Source organism: Streptomyces sp. NPDC028419 (assembly GCF_055565515.1).
Genome location: NZ_JBVHUE010000006.1, coordinates 120,830 through 143,652 on the forward strand (window position 1 = coordinate 120,830; position 22,823 = coordinate 143,652).

Annotated in this window: 31 protein-coding genes; 1 reads left to right on the plus strand and 30 read right to left on the minus strand. The window is 69.5% G+C overall.

All coding sequences use genetic code 11. The features are described 5' to 3' along the window. Positions 1-121 precede the first annotated feature (121 nt). The 22 genes from ACZ4UB_RS09640 to ACZ4UB_RS09745 form a co-directional block, all read right to left on the minus strand. Positions 122-1,663, minus strand: coding sequence for a ParB/RepB/Spo0J family partition protein (locus ACZ4UB_RS09640; protein WP_468069383.1), 1,542 nt, complete (start codon positions 1,661-1,663; stop codon positions 122-124). Positions 1,664-1,725: 62 nt separating this feature from the next. Then, positions 1,726-2,358: a hypothetical protein gene (locus ACZ4UB_RS09645; RefSeq protein WP_468069385.1), complete on the minus strand. Its 633-nt coding sequence runs from the start codon at positions 2,356-2,358 to the stop codon at positions 1,726-1,728. A gap of 25 nt (positions 2,359-2,383) precedes the next feature. Then, the gene (locus tag ACZ4UB_RS09650; RefSeq protein ID WP_468069387.1) at positions 2,384-2,743 is read right to left on the minus strand and encodes a hypothetical protein; all 360 of its coding nucleotides are present in this window, start codon (positions 2,741-2,743) and stop codon (positions 2,384-2,386) included. Positions 2,744-2,852: 109 nt separating this feature from the next. Then, positions 2,853-3,641, minus strand: a complete 789-nt coding sequence (locus ACZ4UB_RS09655; protein WP_468069389.1) for a phosphoadenosine phosphosulfate reductase — start codon at positions 3,639-3,641, stop codon at positions 2,853-2,855. Next, positions 3,638-4,684 (minus strand): N-6 DNA methylase, encoded by a 1,047-nt coding sequence (locus tag ACZ4UB_RS09660; RefSeq protein ID WP_468069391.1) that lies wholly within the window; start codon positions 4,682-4,684, stop codon positions 3,638-3,640. The genes ACZ4UB_RS09655 and ACZ4UB_RS09660 overlap by 4 nt, the downstream gene beginning before the upstream one ends. Before the next feature lie 159 nt (positions 4,685-4,843). Further along, positions 4,844-5,428, minus strand: a complete 585-nt coding sequence (locus tag ACZ4UB_RS09665; protein ID WP_468069393.1) for a hypothetical protein — start codon at positions 5,426-5,428, stop codon at positions 4,844-4,846. Continuing rightward, the gene (locus tag ACZ4UB_RS09670) at positions 5,425-5,904 is read right to left on the minus strand and encodes a hypothetical protein (RefSeq protein ID WP_468069395.1); all 480 of its coding nucleotides are present in this window, start codon (positions 5,902-5,904) and stop codon (positions 5,425-5,427) included. Before ACZ4UB_RS09670 ends, ACZ4UB_RS09665 begins: the two co-directional genes overlap by 4 nt. Before the next feature lie 22 nt (positions 5,905-5,926). Beyond that, positions 5,927-6,409, minus strand: coding sequence for a hypothetical protein (locus ACZ4UB_RS09675; RefSeq protein WP_468069397.1), 483 nt, complete (start codon positions 6,407-6,409; stop codon positions 5,927-5,929). A gap of 134 nt (positions 6,410-6,543) precedes the next feature. Further along, positions 6,544-8,043 carry a DUF3560 domain-containing protein gene (locus ACZ4UB_RS09680; protein WP_468069399.1) on the minus strand — a complete coding sequence of 500 codons (1,500 nt, stop codon included), beginning with the start codon at positions 8,041-8,043 and terminating at the stop codon, positions 6,544-6,546. Continuing rightward, positions 8,040-8,261, minus strand: a complete 222-nt coding sequence (locus tag ACZ4UB_RS09685; RefSeq protein ID WP_468069400.1) for a hypothetical protein — start codon at positions 8,259-8,261, stop codon at positions 8,040-8,042. Before ACZ4UB_RS09685 ends, ACZ4UB_RS09680 begins: the two co-directional genes overlap by 4 nt. Then, entirely contained in the window at positions 8,258-8,671 is a 414-nt protein-coding gene (locus ACZ4UB_RS09690) for a hypothetical protein (protein WP_468069402.1), read from the minus strand. Before ACZ4UB_RS09690 ends, ACZ4UB_RS09685 begins: the two co-directional genes overlap by 4 nt. An 82-nt stretch (positions 8,672-8,753) precedes the next feature. Beyond that, positions 8,754-9,155 (minus strand): hypothetical protein, encoded by a 402-nt coding sequence (locus ACZ4UB_RS09695; RefSeq protein ID WP_468069404.1) that lies wholly within the window; start codon positions 9,153-9,155, stop codon positions 8,754-8,756. Between the two features lie 74 nt (positions 9,156-9,229). After that, a complete protein-coding gene (locus ACZ4UB_RS09700; protein WP_468069406.1) occupies positions 9,230-9,541 on the minus strand; it encodes a hypothetical protein in 312 nt (103 codons plus the stop codon). A 61-nt stretch (positions 9,542-9,602) separates the two neighbouring features. Then, positions 9,603-9,911, minus strand: coding sequence for a hypothetical protein (locus ACZ4UB_RS09705; RefSeq protein ID WP_468069408.1), 309 nt, complete (start codon positions 9,909-9,911; stop codon positions 9,603-9,605). Positions 9,912-9,990: 79 nt separating this feature from the next. After that, entirely contained in the window at positions 9,991-10,362 is a 372-nt protein-coding gene (locus tag ACZ4UB_RS09710) for a hypothetical protein (RefSeq protein ID WP_468069410.1), read from the minus strand. Between the two features lie 96 nt (positions 10,363-10,458). Then, positions 10,459-10,950, minus strand: coding sequence for a hypothetical protein (locus ACZ4UB_RS09715; protein ID WP_468069412.1), 492 nt, complete (start codon positions 10,948-10,950; stop codon positions 10,459-10,461). Positions 10,951-10,978: 28 nt separating this feature from the next. Next, entirely contained in the window at positions 10,979-11,527 is a 549-nt protein-coding gene (locus ACZ4UB_RS09720) for a hypothetical protein (protein WP_468069414.1), read from the minus strand. Positions 11,528-11,584: 57 nt separating this feature from the next. Further along, positions 11,585-11,917: a hypothetical protein gene (locus tag ACZ4UB_RS09725; protein WP_468069416.1), complete on the minus strand. Its 333-nt coding sequence runs from the start codon at positions 11,915-11,917 to the stop codon at positions 11,585-11,587. A gap of 110 nt (positions 11,918-12,027) precedes the next feature. Beyond that, a complete protein-coding gene (locus ACZ4UB_RS09730) occupies positions 12,028-12,894 on the minus strand; it encodes a hypothetical protein (RefSeq protein ID WP_468069418.1) in 867 nt (288 codons plus the stop codon). An 89-nt stretch (positions 12,895-12,983) separates the two neighbouring features. Continuing rightward, entirely contained in the window at positions 12,984-14,135 is a 1,152-nt protein-coding gene (locus tag ACZ4UB_RS09735) for a PD-(D/E)XK nuclease family protein (RefSeq protein ID WP_468069420.1), read from the minus strand. Positions 14,136-14,209: 74 nt separating this feature from the next. After that, the gene (locus ACZ4UB_RS09740) at positions 14,210-15,301 is read right to left on the minus strand and encodes an AAA family ATPase (protein ID WP_468069422.1); all 1,092 of its coding nucleotides are present in this window, start codon (positions 15,299-15,301) and stop codon (positions 14,210-14,212) included. Positions 15,302-15,340: 39 nt separating this feature from the next. Next, a complete protein-coding gene (locus ACZ4UB_RS09745; RefSeq protein ID WP_468069424.1) occupies positions 15,341-15,682 on the minus strand; it encodes a hypothetical protein in 342 nt (113 codons plus the stop codon). A gap of 228 nt (positions 15,683-15,910) precedes the next feature. On the opposite strand from ACZ4UB_RS09745, the gene ACZ4UB_RS09750 reads away from it, so the two are divergent. After that, positions 15,911-16,105, plus strand: coding sequence for an antitoxin (locus ACZ4UB_RS09750; RefSeq protein WP_468069426.1), 195 nt, complete (start codon positions 15,911-15,913; stop codon positions 16,103-16,105). Between the two features lie 68 nt (positions 16,106-16,173). Here the strand turns inward: ACZ4UB_RS09750 and ACZ4UB_RS09755 are convergent, their stop codons facing one another. The 8 genes from ACZ4UB_RS09755 to ACZ4UB_RS09790 all read right to left on the minus strand — a co-directional run bounded on the left by ACZ4UB_RS09755 (position 16,174) and on the right by ACZ4UB_RS09790 (position 22,798). Continuing rightward, a complete protein-coding gene (locus ACZ4UB_RS09755) occupies positions 16,174-16,767 on the minus strand; it encodes a hypothetical protein (protein WP_468069429.1) in 594 nt (197 codons plus the stop codon). 279 nt (positions 16,768-17,046) lie between these two features. Beyond that, on the minus strand, positions 17,047-17,415 hold the full coding sequence (locus ACZ4UB_RS09760; protein ID WP_468069432.1) for a MazG-like family protein: 369 nt from the start codon (positions 17,413-17,415) through the stop codon (positions 17,047-17,049). 32 nt (positions 17,416-17,447) lie between these two features. After that, complete coding sequence (locus ACZ4UB_RS09765; RefSeq protein WP_468069434.1) at positions 17,448-17,768, minus strand: DUF6087 family protein; 321 nt, start codon at positions 17,766-17,768, stop codon at positions 17,448-17,450. Positions 17,769-17,783: 15 nt separating this feature from the next. Further along, a complete protein-coding gene (locus ACZ4UB_RS09770) occupies positions 17,784-19,706 on the minus strand; it encodes an ABC transporter ATP-binding protein (RefSeq protein WP_468069436.1) in 1,923 nt (640 codons plus the stop codon). A gap of 76 nt (positions 19,707-19,782) precedes the next feature. Continuing rightward, positions 19,783-20,961, minus strand: a complete 1,179-nt coding sequence (locus ACZ4UB_RS09775) for a methyltransferase domain-containing protein (RefSeq protein ID WP_468069438.1) — start codon at positions 20,959-20,961, stop codon at positions 19,783-19,785. Positions 20,962-21,162: 201 nt separating this feature from the next. Beyond that, positions 21,163-21,366, minus strand: a complete 204-nt coding sequence (locus ACZ4UB_RS09780) for a hypothetical protein (RefSeq protein ID WP_468069441.1) — start codon at positions 21,364-21,366, stop codon at positions 21,163-21,165. A 99-nt stretch (positions 21,367-21,465) separates the two neighbouring features. Further along, positions 21,466-22,320: a helix-turn-helix domain-containing protein gene (locus tag ACZ4UB_RS09785; protein ID WP_468069444.1), complete on the minus strand. Its 855-nt coding sequence runs from the start codon at positions 22,318-22,320 to the stop codon at positions 21,466-21,468. A 10-nt stretch (positions 22,321-22,330) separates the two neighbouring features. Continuing rightward, positions 22,331-22,798 carry a DUF6879 family protein gene (locus ACZ4UB_RS09790; protein ID WP_468069448.1) on the minus strand — a complete coding sequence of 156 codons (468 nt, stop codon included), beginning with the start codon at positions 22,796-22,798 and terminating at the stop codon, positions 22,331-22,333. Positions 22,799-22,823: the final 25 nt, after the last annotated feature.

Here is a 22,823-nt window from a genome sequence, read left to right on the forward strand (position 1 = left end):
TAAAGGGTGCTCGTGTTGTTGTGCTTCCCCCCCCCCCCTCCCCCCCCCCCCCTCTCCCCCCCCCCCCCCCCCCCCCCCCCCCCCCCCCCCCCCCCCCCCCCCCCGGGAAGGGGAGTGGGAGCTACTTGGTCTTCTTCTGCTTGGGCTTGTGCTTCTTGATGCCCTCCGCCAGGATCTCGGCCTCGACCTCGCTCAGCTTGTAGCCCTGCTCCTTGAGGAACGAGAGCCAGGTCACCGTGTCCTGGTCGATGTGGCGCCACGCTCCGTCGTGCATGACCTCGCTCTCGAACATGGCGGCCACCTGGGCCAGCAGCAGGCGCCAGCGTCGCGTCTTGGCGGTGGTGGCGATCACCGGCTCGAACGGCTTGGTCACGCGCTCCCAGTGGGTGAGGCCCTCGTTCGGGTCCTTCATGCCGAGGAAGGAGCTGATCAGGTCCGTCTTCGGGCGGGATGCTGCGCGTCCGTAGCTGCTGGAGGTGCCGGTGATCGTGGACAGGATCAGCACCCACGTCGCGTCGTTCGCCTCACCGCCGGCCGCGCACAGCTGGGTGATGTACTCGCGGCGAACCTCGCGGGCGGTCCGCCACGCCTTGTTGTAGCGCCGCACCTGGCGCACGGCTTCCAACTCCTCGGGCGTCGACTTGGGGGCCTTGGCTGCGGCGCTCTTGCTGTCGGTGAGTTCGTGGTCGTACCTCTTCCAGTCGGTGCACAGCCACTCGACCTCGGTGTCTCCGGGGATCAGGCTGACCGCGTGACCCGGGCACTCCTGGTGCAGCTCGACCGTCATGGGGTTGCCGATGTCGCTGACGAGGTCGCTGAGGCTGCGCGAGGTGCCGTGCTCGCGGTGCGCGCTCCAGGCGACGACCGGGATGTCCTTGGCCTTGAGGTCGGCTATGAGGCGGGCCCGCTCCGCCTCGTCCTTCTGCTTCTGACGGAGCTCGGCAAGGGCGTGCGCCCAGTGGCCGCGCGAGGAGTCGCCTTCCTCCGAGTCCTTCGCCTTGGCGCGCTTGAGGATGGTCAGGGCCCCGCCGAGCGTCTCGACGGAGTGGTAGTCGGCCATCTCCACCAGGTCGAAGGCGGCGGCATTGGCTTCACGCAGTGCCCGGTCGCTGAGCTTGGCTGCCTGCGGGGCGGCGGCGACCTCCTCGGGCTTGATGCCCAGGGCGCGGGCGGCGCGCTTCTTGCGCAGCTTGCCGACGGGCATGAGCGACAGCTGCTCTGCGGCGTCCAGGACGTCGAGGGCGGTGGCTTGGCGGCGGTGGACGTTCTCGATGACGGACAGGGCCAGGGCCTCGTCGTCCACGTCGCGCAGGTCGTCGCGGACGATGGCCGGCACGAGGCGGATCTGCTGGCCCGCTTCGATGGCTCGTTCGGCGGCGATGATCGCGGCCTTCATGCGGCGCTGGCCGAAGACGACTCCGAGGGCGCCGTCCTGGGCCCCGGTCTGCGGGCGCAGCAGCAGCGGGGCGTTGACGCCGAACTCCATGACGGAGTCGATGAGGGCCTGGTCGGGTTCGGTGCCGTTGTCGTCCTCGCCCCGGGTCTTGCGGTGGTTGAACGGGTCGATGACCAGTTCGCGGGGGTCGTACCAGCCGAAGCGGCCTTCGTAGGCGGCGATGCCGGTCGTGGTGGTGCCGGTGGGCTCGATCGCGGTAGCGGTCATGTGAGAGGTCCTTTACGGGTTGGGGGTGCGGGCGGGGTCGCCGCCCGCACCGAAGGGGCTCGTCAGGCGGCGGCGGGGGTCTTGCGGGTCGCGGCGCGCTTGGGGGCCGTACTGGTCTTGGTGGTGCGGCGCGGGGTGTCGGTCTTCTTCGCGAGGGTCACCGGCTTCGCCCTGGCCGCGGGGGTCTCCTTCGCCGGGGACTTCGCGGCGGACGGGGCGGGCGGGGCGGGCGGTGCGACGGTAGCGGCGGGAGGGCTGACCGGCTCGGCGGGCTCGCTGCCGGCGGGGGAGTCCGGAGACGACTCACCTTCGGCCGAGGGCTGTGTGCTGGTCGCGTCCTTCGGCGGCCAACGGGTGCCGCTCTGCTGGAGCTTGGGGCGATGGCCGTTGACGGCGGGCAGGAGGCGTTCCTCGATGGCCTTGACGAGGGTGTCACTGGTGGCCTCGGTGTCGCTGAACACGACTCCGGCGTTGTAGGTGGGCTGGCCTTCCATGCGCAGGGAGGTCTGGGCACCGACGCCGTCCCACAGGCGCCGGACGGTGATGGTGTGGCCGTCAGCGTGCCCGAAGTTGATGGTGTGGGCGTCGGCGGTGTCGTCGAACTTCGTCCAGGGCTCGCCGAGCCTGGCGGCGATGAGGTCGCCCACGATGTAGAGGTCGACGAGGGACAGGCGCGGTGCGGTGTCGGTGCTCATGTGGTGCTCTCCAAGAGGTGGTTGGTCAGCGGTTCTGGCAGGCGGCGCGGATCACGGCGGCGGCGTCGGTGGGTAGGCCGGTGAGGTCTCCGGAGGCGGTGTAGCCGACGAAGACGACCTCACCCTCGATCAAGTGCGGAAGGGGGGCGGCGAGTTCGTGTACGGCTCGGGCGGCGTGCAGGTTGGGGGCCTGCCAGGAGCGGTGGGCGCGGGCCATGATCACGATGTCGGGGTCGGTGGGCTGCCGGATGAAGTCGACGGCCTGGATGTTGTCGAGGAGGGCGCGGCCGATGATCCGGATCTGCTGGCTGCGCACGGTGCCGATGTCGAGCTCGCGGATGTTGCCGTTGAGGTCGACGCGCAGTGCGATCTCCGGGTCGGTCACGGTGTGTTCCCTTCGTGGTGGCTGAGGGCTTCCCCCTCAGCTCATATCTAAATTCTACTATGCATAAGGGGGGTGTCAATCAGATCACCGCAGGTCAGGTAGGGGGTGGCTAGGTCATGCACCACCCGGAATCGCAGCCGACATCGAGCGGCAGCTCATCCTGCGCGGCCGATACGGCCTCCGCCAGCGGTCGACCGGTGCGCGTCAGGTACACCGGATCCCGATCCAGCGCGGCCCGCCGGGCGATCAGCGTCTCCTCCAGCTCACACGCCCGCTCGAAGAGGACCGGCCGATCCCGGAGCAGCTCCGACCAGCCCGCCCTCGACTTCAGCGGACAGAACCAGCACGCCGACTTGGACGGCACTTCAAGCCCCTCGTCCGCGATGACCGACAGGCAGTCCGCCCGCCGCATCTTCAAGTCCAGCAGCGGATAGGTCACCTGCTCGTACGGCTCGACGTGCCGGTTCGAAGCCCGGCCGATCTCGTCCAGGGAGATCCCGATCCCCACCTCGGCGGGCGTGCTGGGGCCGGCGCCGTGCGCGCGGAGCCACCTCCCCGTCACCGTGATCTTGAAGTCCTTCGTGCACGAGCGTGTGCCCGGAGCGCCGTTCGACATCCGGACCGGGATGGGCAGGGACCGCGATCCGGGCCGCATCAGTCGCCCCCACAGCGTCTCGCGGCGGCCGGAGCGCGTGACCCGGTCCAGGATGTGCAGGTCGAGGCCGTTCGCGCGGGCGTACGGCGCGGCCACCCGCTCCACGTAGTCGAGCGTGCGCGGATCCTCCGAGTCGTCGCCCACGTTGGCGAAGAGGAACGTACGGTGCGGGATCTGACCGCGGGCCGCCAGGACCATCAGCCCCATGCTCTGGGCGCCTCCGCCGAAGCTGATCGCCTTCACGCCGCGACCTCTTCCAGGAGGCGCTGCGTCCGACGGATGGCCGCGATGATCTTCGCCTTGCCCAGCATCTCGTCCCGGCCGGCGATCACCGCCCGGGCGTGAGCCATGGCATCCTCGACGGCGCGCGCGTTGACCAGGGCGTCGTCACGCGCCACGGTCACCCGCATGCCCATGCCCCAGACGATCATGTTGACGGCCCCGCAGGCGGCGGCGATCCGGTCGATGTCGACCATCGACCACTGGAAGTCGGCGGGGTCGAAGCCGCGGCGGCGCAGCGCCTGTGCGGCCGCGCGAAGCAGGCCGCCGCTTCCGCCGGCCGGGTCGTGGATGTGCTGGCCCGCCTCAGGCTCCTTCGACTCCAGCCCCACCAGTGCGGTGACTTCGGCCAGGGTCTCGGCGATCGGCGGGGGCGTGTGGTATTCGCCCAGGCCCTGCCGGGCGCTGTTGCTGCGCAGCAGCATCATCACGTGCGACAGGACGTCGGTGTGCGACCGCTCGTACGGGTCGGGGTGTCCCGTCAGGTCGAGGATGCCCCCCTGCAGGGCGGCCTGCGTGACGCGCCGGACGGCGTAGATCCGGTCCTTGTCCGGCGCGCTCGCGTCGTTGAGCCACTCGTGCAGGATGCGGGCCCGGTCGATGAGGTCGGGCCGGTGTGCCCAGTGCTGCGCCCAGATGTGCCGGTACATCTCGATCAGCTCGGTCCCGTCCAGGCCGAGGATCTGTGCCTTAAGGCTGGGGCCGGTGGTGTCCTTCTGCCGTATGAGGGAGAGGGCGGCGACGAGTCCGATCGGTACGGCGATGTCCGACCCGCCGTGCGCCTGGTTCCAGGCGTCGGTGACCGCCTCGCCGAGGGCGAATGCCTTGGAGTGGAGGTCGTGCGTTCCGGTGGGCCTCGGCCTGTGGTCGGACCGGAGCGCCGCCGTCGCTGCGGGGGCTGCGGCGGGGGTGGGGCGCGGGGTTCGGGGCGACTTGGCCGTGAACGCCGGGGGAGCCGGAGCGGGGTCGGGCTCGGCGTTCGCGAAGAGGTCCAGTTGAAGGGACACGCGGCTACTCCTTGGTGAGGGGGTGCTGAAACGGGGAGACCCGCCCCGCCGGGGAGGCGGGGCGGGTCTGGAGTCGGAGGGTGGCCCCTCCAACTGATACCTGAATTCTACTATCTATGGGGTGGGGGTCAACCCTGCTCGGAATCGAGTTCGGTCAGGTCAGCCCTGGTCTATCCAGACCATGCCGTACGGCGTCTGCCGCAGCATCGACATCGCCGCACCGTGGATGTCCGCCTGCATCGCGACCCAGTTGACGGCGCCGGAAGCGTCGCGGTACGCCTCGACGTCCCACCGCTGCGGTGAGCCGTCGAGCGCGGCCATGATCTCCGGGAGGCCGTCACCGTGTCCGATCAGGCGCTCATGGAACTCCGCGTGCGCCTCCGCCAGGCGCTCCCTCCATGAGCCGTCGCGCAGCGGCCCCCCGGGGTCCGAGCTGGGGACCCAGCCTCGGAAGGGCGACACCGCGCCGACGTCCCGCAGGGCCGCCCAGGCGAGAGCCCTCTCCCGCGAGCGGAGGACCGGCACGTACGTCAGCTCGTACAGCCGCGCCAGCGGCCAGTCGTCGCCGAACGAGTTCGCGCTCGCGGCGTCGTGTGGCGCCGCAGCCTCCGACCGCGCCCAACCGCGGCCGCCCATGCGCCGAGCGGGCACGATGGTGCGCCACTCCAGCGTGGTGCCCGGCTTGCGGAAGCGGGCACGCCATACCCCCGCAGCCTGCGCAGAGGTCCGGCCGGCGCCGGTCACTGCCCAGCCTCCAGCAAGGCGACCCGCGCGTTGAATGCGGCCATCCACCGGCTGTACGCCGCCGGGTCGCAGATGCGCAGCTGCTCCACGAACATCACAGCCTTGGCGGCGTGGGTGCTGCGCTCCCGTGCCGTCACCGGCACGTGGACCACGTCGCCGTGGCGCCCCGAGGGCCAGGACGGGGCCTCGGCGTCGGGAATGGGCATGGCGACGTGCCAGTCCAGGTTGGCCTCCAGCATTCCGGTCGACTGGGAGGTGATCGGGTCCGCCTCCATGCCGTTGATGAGGTCCGGGTCGGCGGGCATCTCGAGGACGGGGCCGCCGACGCAGTTGTCTGGCATCTCCACCCATACGCGCTGGCCGTACTCGCCGTCCGGTGCGACGTCCAGGACGTGCCGGTTGTAGGCCACGAACGTGCTGTGGGCTGTGGACAGGTATAGGACGCCTACCCGGTCGCCCGTCTTGAAGGGGGTCATGTGCCGCTCTCGGTCTCGTGGGTCAGGTTCGGGGGAAAGTGGCCAGTGCGGCCCGGCCGCGCCGGGCCGTGGCGGGGCAGGCGCCAAGCAGTCGCTCCGCGAGGAGGAGGGCTTTCGCCTCGTCACCATCGCTGTGGGCGAGCAGCAGTTGGTGGGCTGCCGTGAAGAACTCCTGGGCGGTGACGGCGTGACGCGTTCGGCAGGGGCAGGAGCCGCGGGAGGTGGAGGCGAGAGCGTCCAGGAGGGGTGGGAAGTCGGCCTTCGGGGCGCACCCCGAGTGGCGGCCCGGCGGCTGCGCTCGCCGCAGGTGGCTGTAGAAGCGGACGCCCTGCCAGCCGCACAGCATGCAGGCCACGGGCCAGTTCACATCGGAGCCCGGGTAGCCCCGCAGGGGGGCCCATCCCAGGGTGTCGATCCGGGCGAGGGCCAGCGCGGCGGAGGTGACGTTGCGCGGGCTGGGCGGGAGTCCGAACAGGTAGGCATTCAGGTAGGGGTGGTCGGGCATGCATGTCTCCCTGGAGTGGGGCGGATGGAGGGCGGTGAGGGGGCGGTGGCTGTACCACCTACCCCCTCACCTCATACCTGAATTCTACTATGCATGGGGGTGGGGTCAAGCCATCTCAACCCGCCAGCACCCCCCTAGGCGGCGGGCTGGTCCAGGCCCACGAGCGTCCCCTCGGAGGGCTCCAGAACTGCTCGCTCCTCGACCACCGGGACCTCGTCGGCCACGGGAGCCTCGGGCTCCGACGCCCGGACGGGCTCGATGGCGGCGACCAGGCCGCTCCCCGGTCCGCCGCGCCAGCCTCCCCGGCACGCGAACCCCGCCTTGCCCAGCCGTGCGGCGACCTCCGACAGCAGCGACGCCGACCACACCGACTCGGTGAACTTCCCTCCGTCCGGCGCCTTGATCACCATCGCTGGGTGGTCCTTGTGCGGCTGGCTGCGCCCGTTGAGCCACGTCAGCTTGGCCTCGGTGGCGTCCCACCGGCATTCGACCTTGACCCGCTTCGGGACCCTCGGGTCGGTGCGCGGCTTCGGCGCGGCCTTCTTCGCCGCCGCCTGGGCCTCGCGGATGGCCTCGGCCGGCGCGGCCTCGGAGGCTTCACGGGCCGCCTTGGTGCCGGGCACCTTGCCGTCGGCGAGGAATACGCGCATCGCCTCCTCGGGGCATCGCGCCCGGACCTGCGTGTAGTCCACGGTGTGCGTACCGATCCGGCCGCCGTTGAACGTGGCGTCCTCCAGGCTCATGACCTGCCTGGCGGCCAGCCGCAGGTTCCACGCGATGGACAGGCTCTGCGTGTTGACCCGTGCCACCTGGTACCAGGCGTGGCCGGAGTAGAGCACGAAGTCCCCGGGGGCGAAGTCGGCGGGCTCCCAGATTTTCACGCCCTTGTCCTTCGCCTGCTGGACGATCCTCTCCCAGTGGGCGATCTCCTCCGTCAGGTCCTGGATGAGGTGGGCGTGCCGGTCGACGGAGCTGTAGCCGTTCTCGACGGCTTCCGCGTGGTACCGCTCCTGCTCCCGCAGGTCCGCGCCCAGCCGCTTCAATCGCCGCAGGGTACGGAATGGGTCCTGCCTGTGCTTCTCGTAGTTCTCGGCCGCCCGGGTCCGGTCCGACCAGTACGAGGCCCGTTCACCCTCGCGGATCGACTTCTCCATCCCGGCGTGGATGCGGTCACGGTCCCGCTCAGCGCGCCGCTGGGAGTGGTGCCCGGGAAGGATCGGCTGACCGAAGGGGATGCCGTCCGCGATCCGGTGCGATTCGGCGTACGCCGACTCGGAGCGGGAGGCCGCGTTGTCCGCGTACCCCGAGAACCGATCGGCGCGGTCCCCCGCGCGTTCGGTGCGGTCCTCCTCGGCCTCAGTGAAGGTACGCCGAACGCCCTCGTCTATCTCCAGGGTCACCTCGAAGCCCTTCTCCCGCAGCTTCGCCGCGAGGCTCTCCAGGTTCGGCCTGTAGGTGGCCTTGTCACGAGAGAACGGCAGGTACCAGCAGCCCAGCGTCCGCGACCACTTGGCGGGCTGCCGCAAGGTGGCCCCCCACTGGCGCAGCTTCAAGATGTCGGCGGAGCCGTCACCGCGCGCCGTTCCCCCGATGAGGGTGCCTTCGCGGCGGGTATGGGTGATCGTGATCGTCACGATGATGTCCTTCCGGTCAGATCCGGGGTGAGTCGGCCGGCGGGGTGCCAGCCTGCGTAGAGGATGTGAATGACGGGGTCGTCTGAGGCGAGTTCGCAGAGCGTTCCCCAGCGGTGGGTCTGGACCTCGATCACGTGGAAGGACACGGGGTCGCCCTCGTGGTCGCGGACGTTCCTGCCGTCCTGCTGGCGCAGCCACACACGGCATCCGGCTTTCACGCCGACCACCCGGAGGGGATGCGGGCTGCGAGGGTCAGCGTCGCAACGAGCGAAATCGACGTGTCCTCCCGATCGAAAACCAGAGACTGGGCGACCAGGAAATGTGGGCTCTCGAGATGCGTGAAGTCGGACCGCTGGGTCATGCCGCCGCGGACGGCGTCGGCGGCAGCTTCCGCCAGGTATCCGGCGTAGCGCACCGCGTCATCCTCGGCTTCGCCGAGGAACGCACCGCGGGCCTCCCACGCTGCCTGGAGGAGCAGCGTCCGGCGCGTTTCCGGGGAGGTGTGTTCCCACAGCTCCAGCAGCCCCGCGTCCTTGGCGAGTTCCAGCGGGGTGCGGCGCTCGGAGGGCACTCGCAGGAGGTTTGCGGCCATGATCAGCGCCGTGCGGGTCATGTAGAAGTCGAGCACGTGAGGCTCCAGTCGAGTTGAAGTGAGAGCAGGGCAGCCGGGATTCCCCGCTGGCGGGCGGCCTGCGCGGGGCCGGTACCGGTCACTCGTCGAAGGGGATGAGGGTCGTCAGCGCGAGCGAGAGCCGCAGGGACATGTCCAGATCGGGGCCGAGCGTCAGAAGGCGGGAGAGCTCGATCGCCTCGTGCGCGGAGGTGCAGAACTCCTCGACGCCGCCGAAGGGGTGGTCCTCGGCCCAGATCCGTGCGACGGACGTCAGCGCGTCCGCGTGGAGGCTGTCCATCGTTCCGTCCTGGATCACTTCGACAGATCGTGTCCCCCAGCTGACGACGAGCAGGATCGAGCGGCGCTCCTCGGGACTCAGGTTCCGCCAAGACTGCTTCGTGTCCGGGGAGTCGGCGATCTGCCGGTGTGCGTCGCGGGCGGGGTTGGTGGCGAGGAGCCGGGCCGTGGCGCGGATCTGCTCGATGAGGTACTCGGTCATGACGCTTCTCGATCTCCGGTCGCGGCGGGTGGCGCAGGTGAGGTTCAGGGACGTGAAGCCGGGCCGAGCGTGAATCACGGGCGTACGCCCTCGTGAGCGCGGGCCTGGTGGACGAGGCGGGCGGCGGCCATCAGGTTGTCGGCCTCGCAGCGGCGGCCGAGCTGGAGGAGCGCCCCGACCTCGAACATCGTCAGCCAGCTGCAGGCCGGTATCGCGGCGGCGAACTCCTCGTATCCCTGGCCGTGCTTGTGTCCGGGCTGGCGTGCCCAGGCGCGGCGGGCGACGGTGTGCGCCAGAGAGGCGGCGCTCTGGGTCTGGGCATTGCTCAGGTTCAGAGTCGCGATGATCTCCGCCGTTCCGAGGAGCGGCAGGTGCTTGAAGGACATGTGCTTCTTCCGGGTTCCAAGAGGTGCGGGCGGCGCGCCCGTGCCGGCGCGCCGTGGGGGCTCAGTCGTTGGCCCAGCCGAAGAACAGCCAGCCGTTCTCGGCGTTGGACGTGGTGACCGGCAATGCGCCCGCCGGTCCCCACTTGTTTTCGATGCGCGGGTCGTTGGCGTCGATCAGCTCGGAAGCCCGGCGGTATGCGGCGCGCTCGGATCGGCGGGGTTCGTCGATGACGACGAAGCTGTCCTTCTCCGCGATGCTGCCGGTGCCTTCCCGGTGGCCGTGCTCGTACAGGGCTTCGTTGCGGATCGCCTCGAAGGCCTTGTCGGGGTCGTCTCCGGCGGCGATGTCGTAAAAGGTGATGGCGCCCATCAGGTCCTCCATGTGGTGTGTCGGGTGGCGGCATGACGCGGCCCGCCCCGGTGGCGGGGCGGGCCGGGAAGAGGTGCGCTCAGCGGATGTGGACGCGACGGCGGTTGGTGCGCATCGGGCTCGCCGGGCGGCACAGGGACGGGGCGGGAGCGCGGCGCACTTCGGCCAGCAGCTGATCAACTGGCTTGAGTACGGGAGCCGGGGCCGCCGTAACGCTCGCGATCGCCTCGTCCAGCGCCTCGATTTGGACGGTCGGGAACTGCTGGCTCCAGCGGCTCATCGCGTCACCGTCGGCCTCGTCGAGTCCGGCGGCCACGGCGAACTCCGACCACTGGACGGCCATGTTGACCGAGGCCCATGTGAGGGCGACTTCCGCCTGCTGCTCGGTGATGGCGTAATTCCGGGCGACGTGCAGAACGGCGAGCGGGTCGGGGATCGGGATGCTGTCCACGGGCTTCCTTCCGGCGGGTGTTTGGAAGGGGCTTTCCCCCTCCCTGATATCTCCATTCTACTATCTCTAGAGGGGGTGTCAATGTAAACCCGCAGGTCACAGGCTCGGCGCGCTGATGGCTAGGCTGTGGTCGGACGCGGCCTTGCGGGCGCTGAGCGCACCCCGCTTGCGGATCGTGGCCGCCCCCGCCGCCCGGGACTGCGCGCGCTGCGCCGTGACGCGGCACTGCCCGCAGAGCGGCTCACCGTTGAGCCGATGCCCCTTCACACCGCTGCTCTCGCCGCACACGCCGGCCCGCGAGGGCAGCCCCTTCGGGAGTGCGGGCGCCGATTCCGCCGAATCGACGACCCTTCCGTTGATCCACACCCGCGCGGAGCACACGCCGTCGAACTGAGAGCCCCGCGGGCGAACGCGGTCGTAGCACTCCTGCATCACTGGGCAGCCCAGACAGGTGCGCACCAGGGGCTTGGTGATCTCGCCCAGCTCCTTGGCGGACTTGCGGGTCAAAGGCGGATCGAAGACGAACTCCGGGACGCCGACGCACGGCGCCAGCTCCATCCAGGACGTCGTGGCGGTCGAATTGATCACGGCTGTCACCTTCTCGGCGGGCGGGCGGTCAGAACAGGGCGGGCTGGGGGTGTGGTGCGGGCGTGATGGCCTCCTTGGCCGCCGACGCCCTCAGGGCCAGGCCGGCGGCGGTGCGCGCCCACGGCCGGTAGGCGAGGGCCTGCCATGCCTCCGTGTCCCGGAAGGGGACTGGTCCGCGGTGGTAGGTCCGTCCATGCGCCATCGCGGCGTCCACGGCCTGGCGCAGTGCCCCGTAGCGCACGGGCGTCAGGCGCTGGTCGATCAGCTCGGACGCGTCGACCCAGGCCACGAGGCCCGACCGGGCACCGGTGGCCGCCTCGACCCGGTAGGTGAAGCCGCGCACCGCCTGGGTCCAGGTGCACAGGGCTCCCGCCTCCGGCTCGCCGGGCACGCGGCGCATCTGTGGCCGCCGGTCGGGGCCCAGGAGCTGCTGCTCACCCCACTGGGCGCGCTGGTAGTTGTACGGCAGGTCCACGAACTCGGCGAGCTGCCCCGGGGTGAAGAGGTCCCGCACCGCCATGTGGATGTCGTCATCGGTGAGCGCCGTGCCGACAGCCGGGGTGGCGGAAGACTTCATGGTTGCTCCTCGAATGTGTAGCAGCCTATTTCTAGGCCGCCATACGCGGTCGAAGGGTCAGCTGTACTGGAGTGTGCGGGAGTCGGTGAACTCCTGCTCCCGCACCTGCTCAAGGACGGCCGTCAGGGCGGAGCTGACCTGCCACGGCATCGCGGTCATCGATAGGCCGAGCCGGGGTCGGTGGTCGGTGAACTCCCGCACGGAGACCAGTGTCCAGTCCAGCGCGCCTTGGGGCTTCTGTGTCGTGACCTGGAAGTGGTCGACGTAGAGGTGGATCGTCGGCCGCGGGGCGGAGTCCTTGACGTGGATCTCCCAGGCGCGGGTCAGTGTGTCCATCAGGTATTCGGGCGCCACGGTCGCGCGGCCCTGGTTGGTCTGCGGCTGGTTCATGTGTGCTCTCCAAGAGGTATCGCGGGCCCCTTCCGCGCATATCGTAATTCTACTACGCGGGGTATGGGTGTCAATCAGGCGACGGCGTCAGGATACAGAAAGATCGTGGCCTATTTCCTGTTCCGGGGATTCACGGCAGCCGAGGCCTCCTTCGCTGCCCGCGACCGCACACGGATCTCCGCGATCGCATCCCTTGCCACCGACGACAACGGCGCCCCGTCGGAGCGAACTTCACTCAGCACCTTCTCGTCCCGGGCCCTCTCCCGGACGCGAGCCTCCTCCTTCCTCGCACGCTCCTCATCAGCCCTCTGCTGGCGAGGACTCGTTCCGCAGCCACGGCAGGAACGCCCGCCGCCCTCGGGATGCGCCGAGCACCGCCCCAGTCCCGGCGGCGCAGCCGGGGTCTCCTCTGCTGCGGCAGCGGGCTCCCCGGCAGCGCCAGCTGCGGGGGTTGGGGGGTTCTTCTTTGAGTACTTGCTCTGGTTACTACCTATAAGCCCCGGCGAACCAGCGGCCGGAGAACCAGACCTCGGAGAACCGAGCCCCGAAAACCCGGTTTCGGTTCCCACCTCGCCCTCAGGCGCCGGCCCGGCCGGACTCTGGACGGCCGAAGGCGGGCTCCCGGCCTTCCGCCGCCGCGCCGCCCGCCGCTCCTCCGCCTCCCGGAACTCCTCCGCCGCCCACTCCTGGGCCTGGTCGTAGACCTCGGTGATCCGATGGAACGTGCCGTCCGCCAGGCGCTCGGTCACCACCCGGTAGTACCCGGCATCCCGCAACTCCCGCAGCGCCGTCCTGACCGCCTCGATGCCCTCCTTGCCCGCCTTCGAGATTCGATCGGCAGCGACCTTCCACGAGTCCGGCTTGGCCAGCAGGTACGCCAGGATGCCCCGCGCCCGGAAACTCAACCGCGCATCCTCGAGCGTGGCCGTCGGCAGCACGGTGTACCCGGTGCTGAGGTGGCGGCGAAGAATGGTCACGGGGGAGCCTCCAAGGGCGCATGAGCGGTGTAGCAGAGTGCGTTGGGGTCACGGGCCGCCCCGTATGCGCGAGGCGGCCAGGGGTGGCATCAGGCGGCCGGACGGGCCTTCGAGACCTTGATCGAGCGGGGCGACTTCTTACCCGGCGCCTTGCGCATCGGCACCGTCATGCCGGCGCGGCGCATGATCCGGATCATCGCCTCCTGGTCGGGAACCATGGGGACGGCGAGGTCGGCATCCTCGAACGCGCCGACCATCGCCTCGACGTCGGCCTCTTCCTTGTCCTTGCCGCCCTCCCATCCGAGATGGTTGGGGCCGTAGTTGCCCTCCGGCGAGGCATCGACCATGGCGCGGACCAGCTTCTTCACCTGCTCCGCCTCCCGCCCGCGCTCGCGGGCACGGACGTAGCGAGCCAGGGCCTTCGCCCGGTCCTCGTCATCGTGGATGAGAGCCGTCTGCGCGGGTGTTCCGGGCACCGCATCGGGCCAGCACGCAGTAAGAAAGGCGCAGTTGTCGCAGATCGCGGACAGCTCCGGACCGTCATGGTCGCGGCGCAGCTCCTCCGGGCTCTCCGCCTCCATGACCCGGTCCACCCACCAGCGGGCCTCGGCGGCCAGCCACGGGTCGAACGGGAACTCCTCGATGTACTCCTCGCCGGTGTCGCGGTTGACGAACCGGAAGCGGATCCGCTCGACCGGGATCGGCCCGAGCCGGTGCAAGTACCGCTGGCCGGGGATATCCGCGAAACCCACCGTGCACAGCAGGCTCGCGTACAACAGGACCTGGCGCATCTCGGCGGCCGTTGGCCCGAACCGCACCACCCGATCCCAGATCCGGCCCGACTTCGTCTTCACGTCCTCCACCGTCAGCACCGCCGCAGCAACCTTCGGCCGGTGCCGCTTCGGCAGGCGCCCAGCCGTCACCGCGTCCAACTGCACGACATCGATGTTCCCGCGGATCGTGTCGTCCTGGACCGTCCGCTCGACCAGCCACCCGTACTCGCGCCGCGCGTCTTCCAGCAGGCCCGTGTGGATGTACGTGCCGAGGATCGCGGTCTTCTTGTCGGGGCTGTTGGTCCGAGGGGTGCCTGCCAGGATGTATCCGGCACGGCGCATGCAGATCGTGTCCGACGCCCCGAGCTGAGTCTGTACCGACCGGGGCCGACGGGCATCGGCGGCGTGCGCCGCCTCCCAGATGGATACCGGCCCGCGGGGGACTGGCCTTGTTGCCGTGATGGTCATGAACGGACTCCAAGAGGTGTGCGACCGGTCGGGCCCGCCGCAGCAGGCCCGACCGGAAGGAACGGGGGAGAGGGTCAGGCAGCCGCGTACTCGTCGAACGCGGTGTCGGGCGGGGTCTGACCGCCCTCCTCGGCCGCAGCGGCGCGCAGCCGGGCAGCATCACTCGTCGGGTCCACGAGCGGCTTCGGGTTCTGCAACGCGACGGCCTTCTGCTCGATGGAGGCCCGGATCACCACGACCTCGTCGCGGGTGAGGCTCTCGTTCTTCTCGATCTGCTTCCACAGCTTCTTGAGCTCGGCGACGCCGGCCGCAGCAGCCTCGTTGACCTTCGGCAGCCATGCCTGCGCGAGGTCCCCGGTCAACTCGGGGGTCGCCCTAGGCTGGTTGTGGATCGCGCAGCCCATCCACCCGAACACCAACTGCTCGATGGTCAGACCCGGCGCGTCCTTGGGCTCCTCGCCGCGCGGCACCTCGAACTTCAAGGAGCGGGCGCCGACGATCTGCGGGTCCTCGTTGCGGCGCAGCCGCACCCAGACCGTCGCATCGAAGGCGAGGGACTTGTGACCCTCGACCCGCCAGTCCTTGGTGCGGGGGATCGGGTCACCGTTGCCGTCGACGGCCGCGACTTCCTTGCCGCGCGCGAGCAGGATCACGATGCCCGGCATGGTGCGCACCAGGTACATCACCTTGTTCCACCTCTCGGCGGCGTCGTTCCACAGGTTCATCGACGGCTTGACCTCGGCGTCGGGGTCCCTTTTCAGCTTGTTCTGGCCCGCGTTCGAACGCCTGGCCCGGTCGTTGGTCCAGTTCACGAGCATCCGCCACAGCATCGACACCGAGTCGATGACGAGGACCACCGGCTTCTCCTTCGCCGCCGCAGCCCGCTTCGCCTCCGCGTGGACTGCCTCGATCTGGCCGAGGATGTCGAGATAGGTGCCGTTGTGGTCGATGAGCAGGTAGTCCGCGCCGGGGACGTTCGCGTACTCGTCGGCGGTGTCCTCGCCGAGCTCCAGCCAGTACGCCTGCCCGGTCTTGTCGGAGCCGGTGAACGCGGCGGCCGTGTGGCTCTTGCCCGCCTTCTCCTCGCCTTCGAGGAGGATCACCGGCCAGGGGATGACGCCGGTCGGCTTCCGGGTGCGGAGCTTGGGGGTGGGGTGGGTGGGCATGACTCTCCAAGAGGTGGTGAAAATATGTAGTGGCCTATTTCAGGCGCTGCGCAGACCCCGGGTCTCGAAGACCGAAGACCATTCAGGGTGCTGCTCAAGCAGGAGGCGGACGTACCGCGACCGGTAGTCGTTGTTCAACTTCCACACGTCGCCGCGCGTGGCCCGGCCGTACTCGTAGCGCAGGACCTCGAAGAGCATCCCGATACCTACGCGCCGCAGCCCTCGTTCGACGCAGTCGGCGGTCATGGCTTCCAGCTTCCCGAGGATCCAGGGGTTGAGCTGGTGAAACGCCTCGAAGCGATCCTGGATGCTCAGCGGCTCGCCGGCCCGGTCCGGGTGACGCAGAGGCGTCATCGGCAGTTCGAGCTGCATGGAAGCCATGAAGTTCCCCCCTCATAGGTAATGGCCTATTTCTACGTCACTCCGACGCGGCGGATCAACCGCAACACCTGCTTGTATCGCAATTCTACTTCCTTTGGGGGGGTGTCAATCAGCGTCCGGCACGCCCGTGCCGCCCCAGAGTCGGCACGGATCCGCGGCACCCTCCGGATGCGAGCCCGGACAAAAGCCGCCAAGCTATTTCCGCCGACATCCGTAAGGAGACACGCCATGTCGATGATCGACAAGCTCAAAGGCCTACTCAAAGGCCACGAGGGCGCAGCCCGGCAGGGCGTAGAGAAGGCCGGAGACGCCTTCGATGCGAAGACCGGAAACAAGTACCAGAGCCAGACCGACATGGTCCAGCAGAAGCTCAACGAGCAGCTCGGCACCGACAAGCCCGAAGGCCGACCGCCCCAGGCGTAGACGCCAGCACCCCCCGCCGGCCCCGAAAGGGACCAGCGGGGGCGGCCGGTCGAAGCGGAGGAGAGAACCTACGCCTCGAGGTCCTCCCCCAGCGCCTTCTTCCCGCGAGCCTTGATCGACGACCCCGGCCCCACGTACGTACCCGTCCTCAGCTGCTCCGCGACCGACTCGTTCAGCTTCCACTCCCCAGGACTGCGGCGAGCCTCCGCCGAAACCCTGACCGTGTGCTCCGCGCCGGCGAGCACCGTGTCCAGCAGCCACAGCGACGACCCCGACATCGAGTAGTCCGCGACCGGCAGCTGGCCGCGGGCACTCGTGCGGGCCGCCTGGCTCACCTTCACCTGATCCACGCCGAACAGCTCCGCGTACTCCTGCGCACCAACCAGAGGCGGCAGCTCCTCGGCCTTCATCGGCCGCGACGTCGCACCCTGCTCCTCGATCAGCTTCTCCAGTAGACCCAGATCCAGCTGCCGGCCACGGCCCCCCGGCGGAAGCGCCACGTCGATCACCAGGCCGCCAGGCCAGTACGGCTTGCCGGAGACGATCACGGCATCTTCGTACGAGAGCACCCCGCGAGGAACCCAACGATCACTCACGGCCGTGGGTGCGATGCCGTACACCTTGGCGATCTCCTTGCGGCCCATAACCAGCGGCTTCGCCACGACAACCCCACCTCTCTCCCGAATGCTCCATAGTAGAATACGGGTAAAGAGGAGGGGGTGCACGCGGCCCCCGCAAGCGTCCCCGGCGCACCGTTAGACTGGGACCACACTTTCCAAGAGGTGTACGGAACACCCCCGCCCATTCGCCGATGCTCGGGGGTGTCTCCATGCCCGGCGCCGCCATCCGCGCATCGACGGCTCCCCAGGCACTGGACGTATCCTCTTCTGCCCGTTTCCATCGACCGGCAGCAGCCCGCTACGACGGCAGCCACGGGCCCGTCACAGGGCCCCCACCTCCTCGGCCTCATCCAGCGACGGCTGCGGAGGGCCGAGGAACCGGCTCGACTTGTCCGCCAGCACGCCGGCGAAGAACTCGGCAGCGTCGTCCGGCCGCATCCGGGCCAGGGCGACGAGCGCGGTGATCGCGGTGTCCGCCACCTCCGCCTGCACGTCCGTCCACGAATGTGAGAGACCCTTCCTCGGGTTCGTGCCTTGCACGCCGATCACGGCCTGCGCGGCCTCCCCGAACTCCTCCCCGATCTTGAGCACCTGGAGGATCGCCTGCTGCTCGGTAGTCACACCCCGCTCGTCATCCCGCTCCGAGAACCTCCGAGCGAGCTCCTTAATGGTCTTCCATACGGCGTCCATGGGGTTCCTGTCTTCATCGGGATCGGGAGGGGTCAGGTGCGGCGGTGCCGGCCCCGGCCCGCGCGCAGCGGCGCCGGGCTGTAGCCGGGAACGGGGGCGGCCTCGGCGGGGGCGGTCGGGTCGATGAGACGCCGAGCTGCGGCATAGTCGGGGGCGATTGTGATCGGCTCCCAGTCGAAGCCGTCCCAGCGGACTACGGCCCGCGGAAGGTCCGGCTGGACGTGCCCACCTCGAGCCGGACCAGGGGCCAGGGGAATCGCACGCAGTTCACCGACCTTGCGCCGACGGCCTTCCCTGCGGGCGGCCCACACCTCCAGCGGTTCGTCAGCCGGATCATCGGGATCGAAGACCATGGTCGTACTCCTTGCTCAGCTCTGAGTGCGGGGGACGGGAACGGTGCCGGGCCGGTCGTTCTGAAGTTCCACAAGTTCACGGAACAGGCCGGGCTGCGCACAGAGTTCCTCGTACGAACCGTGCTGTACGACGCGCCCTTGGTCGAGGACGACGATTCGGTCCGCGATGGCCACGTTGGCGAGCCGGTGTGTGATCAGGACGATCGGGCGTTCGTCCGCGATGGCCCGTAGCCCGGTGAAGATGCGGTGCTCGGCGCGGGCATCGAGGGCGCTGGTCGGCTCGTCCAGGACGAGGAACCCGTCGCGGTGGAATGCTCGGGCGATGGCCATGCGCTGCCACTCCCCACCGGAAGCTTCCTCCCCGCCGAAGTACTGCTTGGCCAGCAGCGTGTCCAGACCGGACCGGAACCGGGCGATGACATCTGCCGCGCCGGACTGCTCTGCTGCGCGCAGAACGTGCTCGTCGCCGTGGCTCGTCGGCTGGCCGAGGGTGATGTTGTCGCGGGCCGTCAGCGGCCAGCGCGCGAAGTTCTGCGGGACGACCGCCGTGTGCTCCCACAGGCTCTGGGCGTCGTACTCCTTGATGTCGGTGCCGTCCCACGTCACCGATCCGCTCTCGGCTAGGTAGAGGCCGGACAGGAGCTTGGACAGGGTGGTCTTCCCGGAGCCGTTCTCCCCGACCAGCGCCAGGATCTCCCCACGCCGCACCTCCAGGGTGACCTTCTCCAGCGCGGGCCGGTCCGCGCTGGGGTACGTGAAGGACACGTCCTCGACCCGTACGACCGAAGGAGACACAGCCTTAGTCGTTCCCCGGCTGATGCGGTGGCCGCCGGCCTGCTCGGTGAACTCCACCCAGTCGTCGAAGTACAACCCGGTGCGGAACAGCTGGGTGCCGTAGCCGACCATGCCGCGCAGGGCGCTGCCCACCGAACGCAGAGCGAACACGGCGGTTCCTCCAGCCGCGATGCTCATGTGTCCGGTCGCCAGCAGCGCCAGCAGCGCGCCCCAGATCAGCGCCGCGGACAGCCCCGAGGCACCAGCCCCGAGCAGTGCGTAGCGGGCACCCCGATGGATCGCCTCGTCGGTGGTGGCGTCCAGGCGGGCCCCGATCGCCCGGTAGCGGGAGAGGAGGAAGCCGGCCATCGTGCCCGAGCGGACCTGGTCGGCGGTCTCCTTGTCGGCGATGTACCAGCGCAGATGCCCCAGGGTGCGGCGCTCGGCGGCCAAGGATCGGCCCGCTTCGTAGTGAATGCGGGCGGCCTTCATGCTGGCGATGCCCTGCGGCAGGACGGCCAAGAGCAGCAGGGGCAGGAGGACCGGGTGCAGGAGCAGCACCACCCCAGCTGAGGCGATCAGCGAGCCGAGACAGGACATCAGCTGCTGGGACTCGGTGATCAGATCGCGCGCCACGTCGGCGCCCCGGTCGGCGTTCTCCCAGGCGTCGTTGAAGCCCGGATGGTCGTAGGCGACGAGCTCCGAGTTCACCGCGGCACTCAGCATCTCCAACTCCGCCTCGCGGGAGATGCGGGGAGAGAGCCGGTTCGAGATGTTGACGATGGCGATGCCCAGCAGAGCACGGATACCGGCCGCCGCCGCGAGCAGCGAGATCGACGGAAGCGCGTCCTGGAGGCGTGCGCCGATGTCACCGGACGAGATCAGCGCCGTGATCGTCTTCGTTGTCGCCAGCAGCCCGGCGGCTTCGAGAGCGGCTGATACGGCCTGGCAGGCCAAGAGCAGGCTGACGGCCCGCCGGTCCACACCCCACCCCAGCCGGAGGCCCCGGCGCACCAGCTGCGGCAGGCGCCGGGTCATCGCCCACGTGGTCATGGGCCTGCCCTCCAGCGCGGCCAGGTTCCCGGGCCTGAACCGGTACTCCTCGTCGGCCCCGGGTTTCTCCGTCTCCTGATCGGTCACATCGGCTCCCGTCGTCTGCTGCATGTCAAAGTGCCGAAGCCGCCCCCACTCGGGGACGGCTTCAAGGGCGTTCCACTCGTACGGGGACGGCCCCCGAACCTCAGCCAGTGCGGGGCACGAACCGGTCAGGGGTATCGAGCCACGCCTTGTGCGTGCCGTCCGGGCCGACCGTCATGCCGAAGCGTTCCGGGCCGGGCCACCCCTCCGCGTCCCACCAGCGGTAGGCGGCCGTCACCTCGTCCCACAGGCGTCGCGGCCCGTACTCCCACACGGTGAACCGTTCGGAGTCCTTCCCGTCCGAGTCGACGGCCGCCCACGACGTCGCATCCGTGGTGGCCAGCCACAGCCGGGAGACGACGCCTTCGACGTCCGGGTTCTCGTGCCAGGCGTGCCACACGTCACCGAGCTGGAGGCCCACCGCGAACGAGGCGGCCCAGTCGTCCCCCGCCACCGCCGACGGAGGCAGGGCCGTTGTCGACTCGTCGGGTACGTGGTCATCGCGGACCACATCGCGGTAGATCCGCAGGTCGGTGCGCTGCCCCCGCATGAGCATGAACGCCGAGTGCGGGAAGAAGGGCCCGGAGGCCGACCCGGAGTCGTCCACCGTCATCCGCAGCAGGCCATAGCAGAGCCACGGTGACTCCCACGGCGTCAGGATCATTCCCCCCGGCCGGGTCTGCTCGATCCAGGCCGGAGGGATCGAGCGGACTGAACAGGTCGCCAGGACCCGGTCATACGGGCCGCCGTCCTCGTAGCCGAGGGCGCCATCACCACAGATCACCCGGGGCTCCAGCCCCAGCGCCCTGAGGTCGGCCACAGCCCGGGCAGCGAGACCCGGGTCGACCTCAATGGTGACCACCTGGCCGGACCCGAGACGGTACGAGAGGAGGCCGGCGTTCCAGCCGGTGCCCGTGCCGATCTCCAGCACCCTGTGCCCCGCGGACACCAGCAGCAGGACGAGCATGCGGAAGACGATGCTGGGCGCGGACGCCGAGCATGACGCCCACCGTTCCCCAGGCCCCGCAGGCTGCCCGTCGTTGACCTGAGTGACAACGGAGTCGTCCTCGTAGGCGTGCCGCAGCCAAGCATCCGGCGTGGCCTGCCGTGAGCACTCCTCCAGGTCGGCGCCCACCCACACCAGGTCAGGAAGGAGGGCGTGCCGGGGAACCGCGGAGAAGGCTTCCTCCCACGCGGGATCGAGGGCCGCACCCAGGTCCTCGGCGATCGAGCGGAGCAGGCCGCGCATCGCGGCCTGCTCGTCTGCTCTGAGCTGTGTCATGTCGGAGGCGCCTAGTCCTTCTTGTGCTTCGGGTCCGCCTTCGGCTGCTTCGTGTCCGAGCTCGGCTTCGAGGTGCCTGGGTCCTTGTTTCCCGAGTGCTGGCCGTTGCCGCCGCTACCGCCCTTGCCCGTCCCCCAGCCGCCGCCGTCCATAAGACCTCCCGTAGTCCGATCCGATGATGGAGCCGTGCACCCCGCAGGGTCAGGCGCGATCGCTGATCCAGTGCGCCAGCGTGTACGCCGCATCCGCCGGGCAGCCGCCCAGGTTCACGAAGCTGACGCCCTGCACGTTCTCCTCCGCGCGCAGCGACGGAAGAACGATGCCGATGGCCGCCAGCGCCTCACCGAGTTCCCGTGCCGCGTTCAGAGCGATCGTGTCGGCATCCGAGGCTGTGGCAGAGGTCATGAGCATCACCGTCTTCGCGTCGCTGTGCGTGCGGGGGTCGTGACAGCATCGGGAGCGGCATGTGCGCAGCACAAGAAATTTGCACGTGCTTGCAGCCGGTCATTCAAGTGCGTTGATCGCCTCGGTGATCAACGCGCGAGCCGCGTTGCCGTAGACGGCGATCCGGGCGAGCTCCGCGAAAATCCGCACGTAGGTCGCCACTTCGGATGGCTGAACCAACGTCACCTCTGCGGAGGCCAGTTCGATAACGACGCGCTTCCCGTCGTACACCCAGAAGCCTTCGTTGGGCCACATCACTCGCTCCGCACCCATGGGGATCACGCCCAAGCTGACCTGCTGCCACAGCGAGACCGTCATCAGGTGCCCTAGCTGAATCGCCATGGTCTCGGCGTCCCCGAAGCGGGATCGCAGCGCCGTCTCCTCCACCACGATGCCGAACTGGCGCCCGGCATCCCGAAGGGCCGACGCTTTGCGGACAGCCCGCACCTCGGCGGCCCGCTCCGCATCATCAGGGATGTTCCAGAAGTCGATGATCCGCCCCATCAGGGCCCGCGCGTAGGCGGGCGTCTGGAGAAGACCAGGCACCACGCCGGGCTCGTAGATGCGGAAGTGACGGGTGTGTTCGTAGCGCGGTAGAGCAGCCTCCTGCACCGGGACGAGACCGCCACCGAAGACGCGCCGCCACTCCACGTACATCTCTTCGATGCTGCTCGCTGTCGCCAGCAGATCCGCGTAGTCCTCCGGGGCCCCGCAGTGCTCCGCGTAGGTGAGCAGGTCTTCCTCGGTCGGCGACGATGCCGCGGTCTCGAGCCGGCTGACCTTCGACTCGCTCCAGCCGGCACGGGCCGCGAAGGCCCGTGCCGTCTTGAAGCCGCCCGCCCGGCGCAGCTCGCGCAGGCGCGCCCCAAGGCTCCGGCGGGCCTCGTCTACCGCGGGAAGAGGGGACGATGCCATGGGAGGCGGGCTAGCTGGGCTTGTAGTCGGCGTGGGGGACCGCACGCTCCCACACAGCCCCGAACGAGCGGAGGCACAGCTCCAGGACTGCCGGATCGGTGGTCAGCTCCCGCCACTCCGGCTTGATCGTCCCATCGCCGGCGAAGTGCTGAACGAGGACCTGAGAACCGTCGAAGATCCAGAAGTCGTTGCCCGGGAAGCCGATGCCCGTGGTGTTGCGGCGCGACAACCACCGAATGTCCTCACCTGCGGACACGTTGGCGCCGGAGATGAAGTGCTCCCAGCGGATGTAGTCGCTCTCGGGGGTGCAGAACACCCGGGCCCGTCGGATGACCACCCCACGAGCGGTGGTCTCCCGCACCAAGTCCAGCCATGCCTGGAAGTCTTCGTCCCCGGCAAGGAGATCCTGGCGCGAGCCTTCCCGCCACGCATCGAATGCGGGATCGGGCATGTAGGCGTCCCGCATCTCCAGATGCACGGCGGAGTGCTGAGCGGAAGTCAGG